Annotated in this window: 3 protein-coding genes; all 3 read right to left on the reverse strand. The window is 60.8% G+C overall.

Annotated features, from left to right (window positions below):
- On the reverse strand, window positions 1-1,762 hold a 1,762-nt coding region (locus JNL55_RS23790; protein ID WP_293860004.1), incomplete at its 3' end, for a CocE/NonD family hydrolase.
- Complete coding sequence (locus tag JNL55_RS23795; RefSeq protein ID WP_293860007.1) at window positions 1,762-3,783, reverse strand: M1 family metallopeptidase; 2,022 nt, start codon at window positions 3,781-3,783, stop codon at window positions 1,762-1,764. The genes JNL55_RS23790 and JNL55_RS23795, both read right to left, overlap by 1 nt.
- The coding region (locus JNL55_RS23800) for a CocE/NonD family hydrolase (RefSeq protein ID WP_293860010.1) at window positions 3,780-4,772 on the reverse strand (993 nt) is incomplete at its 5' end. The genes JNL55_RS23800 and JNL55_RS23795, both read right to left, overlap by 4 nt.

The following is a 4,772-nucleotide window of genomic DNA, read 5'->3' on the forward strand; positions in this document are numbered from 1 at the left end:
GCAAGAACACCTGAGGATTCCGGTCGTACAGCGGGAACCAACTGCTCTGGATCTGAACCATCACGCGATGGCCGCGACGGAAGGTGTGATTCACTTGCGGCTGCCGGATGAGGTACTCCAGCACTCGATTCGCAGCGATGGCCTGTGGTTTGCTGAAACTCTCGCGATAGCGGCCGCGAAAGATCTCACCGGAAATCATCAGTTGATAGCCGCTCATCTGAGCGTTGAACGGATCCTGATCGGGGAACACGTCGATCAGTTTCACCACCCAATCGGCATCGGTGCCCGTAGTCTCGGCAAACAGTCTGGCTGTGACATTGCCGCGAACAGTCAGCGGTTCCGCCAGCGGCTCGCTCACAAAACTGAGCACATCCGGCCGACCGTCGACGAAGCGCTGGTCAGCCAGCAACCATGCACTCCACTCGCTACGCCAGGTGTCATCGCCGTAGTAACTCTTGATGGGCCGCGGCTGATACGGCACTGGTCGGCGCGGGTCGGATATATATGTGTCGCGCCCTGCGGCACCCGGATCCCAAGACACTCGTCCGTCGTCGCTCATGTAAAGAGAGCGCGACTTGGCTCCCGGTGCCAACGGCCAAGCATCGAGCCGATCCCAGCGTGACGAACCGGTGTTGAACACCACCGCGTTTGCCAACCCGTGCGGCGGCCCATCCTTCAGATGGCGCGCAAGGAATGGGGCAAGCACTTCCGCCCGCCAACGTGGTCCGGTCGCTTGATCCCAATCCAACTGACCGATGCGAGCACCACGCGACCAGTTCTCTCCATGACTCCAGGGGCCGGCGGTGAAGAAGTTGCTGTCGTTGTGTCGATCGCGCTCTTCCATGGCCGCGTAAGCAGCCGGTGCACCGTATGGATCTTCCTGATCGAACCAACTATGCACGTGTAGCGTCGGCACCAGGCGAGCATTGCTTCGTGCCAGGCGTCGATCGATAGCCGCGTCCTGCCAAAACTCGTCGTAGGCGGGACGATCCAACATGCGCGCGAACATCGCTGACTTCGGCAGGTAACGCGCCTGCAGATCGCGAGCCGACCCTTGCTTCAACCACCAGTTGTAAAGGTCGAAATGATCGCGTGGCAGGATGGGCAAACTGCCCGGCTTCGAATCCATCAAATACAAATAGTCGAGCTGGTAACCGAGACGGAACGCGCCGTTATGGAATGCATCGTCGCCCTTCCACAAATCCACCATGGGATTCATCGGCACCGCGACTTGCAGCGCCGGGTGCGGCTCGAGCAACGCGGCGAGCACCAGCCAGCCATCGTAGGACGTGCCGAACATGCCCACCTTGCCGTTGCTGTTGGGCACGTTTCGAATCAGCCAGTCGATAGAGTCCCAGGCGTCGGTGGTCTGGTCGGTCTGAGTCGCATTGAACGGGCCGCGCAGCGGGCGGAACAGCTCATACGTTCCTTCCGAGCCATTGCGTCCTCGCACGTCTTGGAAGACGAAGATGTAACCGTCGAGCTCTGCGTAACGTGAGCCGAGGGCGCTACTCAGACGCACCTGACGCTCACTGACATTGCCGCTCGCGCCATAAGGCGTGCGCATCAACAGCATCGGCATCGGTTTGGCGATGACTTTGGGGCTGACCACGACGGTGTGCAGCTTCACGCCGTCACGCATCGGGATCATCGACTCAACCATCACGAAGTCGTCTTCGGGATTCGCTGCTCGCGATGGCTCGTCAGCGCGAGCCACGCCCAGCGACAATACAATCCATAGCAGGCAAAGGACCCAACCCATCATTGGCTCCCCACGCGCCGCGGCGGCTCGGCCGAGAACGTCTGAGTCTCTACAGGGCCGGAGTAAACGTTGTTGTCAGTGTTGGCATCCGCCGTCTCCAGCAAGGGATCCAGTCGCGCAGCCTTGAGGACTTTGTCGGTGGGAAAGTCCCACATCACTGCATCGGGATTTCGACGCCAGATTTCCGCCGGTAGCCTCAGCATCTGCGACGTGCCATCGGTGAAGTCGAGCTGCACGATGATGGGCATGACCACGCCGCCGAGATTGCGGAACGAGAACCGATAAAACGGCATCAGCGCCGGATCCTCGACTCGACCGAGCACCACCTTCTCCAGCGCGATGTCTACATGAGCCGTCGAGTGGAACCAGCCTCGCCAGAACCAGTCGAGATCGACGCCTGAGGACTCTTCGACGCTGCGAAAGAAGTCGGTAGGCGTGGGCCGCTTGAAACGCCACGCTGTTGCGAACTCACGCAACGCCTGGTCGAACACGTCGCGCCCGAGAATCGTCTCGCGCAGAATGTTGAATGCAGTCGCAGGCTTCGCGTAGCCATTCGCGCTCGCTTGCAACAGCGAATCAGCCTGAGTCATCACAGGCACCTGCGGACTGGAGAGCATGTAGCTCACGATGTCCTTGGGGCGGCCCCGCCCGCTCGGCCAGTGCTTGTCCCAGCGCTGTTCGCATTGAAACTGAAGAAACGCCACCAGCCCTTCATCGAACCAGGTCCATTGGCGCTCGTCCGTGTTGACGATCATCGGCATGTAGTTGTGTGCGATCTCGTGAAACACTACGCCGACCAACGCAATTCGACCGGCGTCCGTATCGGCGCGAGCGCTACTGAAGCTGATCATCGGAAACTCGACGCCGCCGAGCGGGCTGTCGACGGACTGCGCGGTCGGATAGGGATAGTCGAACATGATCTCGGGAACGACTTGCAGCGCGTGCGCAATGGCACGTGTGGAGTACTTCTCCCAGAGCGGCGTGGCCTCATTCGGATAGAACGACATGGCCATCACTACCCTGCCGTCGCGCTGCTTCACGCCCATCGCGTCCCAGATGAACTTGCGTGAACTGGCCCATGCGAAGTCGCGCACTTGGTTGGCCTGGAAGATCCAGGTTTTCTCGGCGACCGCAGTTTTCTTTTCCGCCGCTCGCGCTTCCTTTGGCGTGACGATGAAGACCGGCTCCGATGCATCCCGAGCGCGAGTCAGACGCTCGCGTTGCGCGCTCGTCAGCACTTGCGATGCATTGGTCAGCTCACCCGTCGCAGCGACGACATGATCGGCCGGCACCGTCAGCGACACCCGATAGTCGCCAAACTCCAATGCGAACTCGCCGCCGCCCGCCGCCAGGAACTGCCGGTTGTGCCAACCCTCGAAGTCCGAGTACACCGCCAATCGAGGAAACCACATGCCGGCCAGGTACAGGCAGTCCCGGGCCGCCGCATCGAAACACTCGTACGCCCCGAAGCCGCCGATGTTTCTGGCGTCGAGCAAGCGTGACGACCACTCGATGCTGAATTGGAACTCGCCACCGTTGGCCGCGATCGGGGCAGGCACTTCCACCCTCATCAACGTGTCGACGATGCGGAACTGCAGCGACTTTCCCGCTCCGTCGCGAACGCTCTTGATGACGACACCGCCGTCCCAGTTGTCCCGCTGCAGCCGTTGTAATGCGGCTGGCCGCAACGAACCAGGCACCGCGGGTCTGGAAAGGCGTGACAACGAGTCTCGCCGATTCACGTTGTCATCCAAGTGCAGCCAGAGATAGCGCAGCTCGTCTGGCGAGTTGTTGCGATATCGAATCCCAGCGCGACCTGTGATCTCCTTGCGAGACTCATCGAGCCGCGCTTGAATGTCGTAATCCACTTGCTGCTGCCAATACTTCGGCCCTGGCAGGCCGGCAGCGTTCCGATAGTCATTGGGGGCGGACCAATGTTCAGTGTCGAACTGACGGAATGGATCCTCAGCCGCCGCTGCCGTTCCAACCCAGAGCCACGCAATCAGCAGCGCCTTGATCACAGCGCGTTCCGCAGTACGCCGACGATGAGCTTCGAGCCCTCCGCCGAGGAATGAAACACTCGCTGAGCAGCCTTTCGATAGTCGGCCGGCTGCGCGTCGGCAATGGTTACGAAGGTTTGCGGATTACGATCGATCAGCGGGAACCAGCTCGATTGGATCTGGACCATGATGCGATGGCCGCGCCGAAAGGTATGAAACACATCCGGCAAGTCGAACTTGATCCGCGTCGGCTGGTTGGCGAGCAGCGCACGAGGTTTATCGAAGCCGTCGCGGAAACGGCTGCGAAACGGCTCACCCCGCACCAGTTGTTGATACCCGCCCATACTGCGGTCGTCGTCCGCGCTTGCAGGGGAGTCGTTGGGATACACATCGATGACCTTGACGATCCAATCCGCGTCAGTGCCCGTGGTCGAGACCAGCAGATCTGCAGTCATCGGCCCGGCTAATGTCACATCTACATCCAACACTTCGCTTTGATAGACGAGCACATCCGGTCGCGCGGCGGCGAAGCGCTGATCCTCGACCATGTACGACCGGGTCATTCGTTGTGTCGACACGGCTGAGAACGGTACAGGCCGCGCCGGATCGCTGACGAACTCATCGAAGCTCGCCGTAGCCGCTGCCACCCCACCCTCGCCCAACACCAACGCACCATTGGCTCGGAGATGCAACGCCTCCTGTCGAACGTTACGAGGCGGCCAGGTATCGAACGCTTGCCACTTGGACGTTCCCGTCTCGAATACCAACGCCTTGGGCCACTGCTGCTTGGTATCGGCATTCAAGTGAAACCGGAGAAACGGCAGCTCCACTTGCTCGCGGAACGCAAACGTCGTCGCACCCCCGAACGTCACCGGGCCGAGCCGGCTACCGTCGGTCCACGACCATTCACCATGCGCCCACGGCCCCATGACCAGTGAGTTCGACGTCGCCCCGTTACGTTGCAGGGTTCGATAGAGATTCAGCGGCCCATGCAGATTCTCGGCATCGAA

Origin of the sequence: Steroidobacter sp. (genome assembly GCF_016790065.1) — a bacterium.
Taxonomy (GTDB): Bacteria; Pseudomonadota; Gammaproteobacteria; order Steroidobacterales; family Steroidobacteraceae; genus Steroidobacter.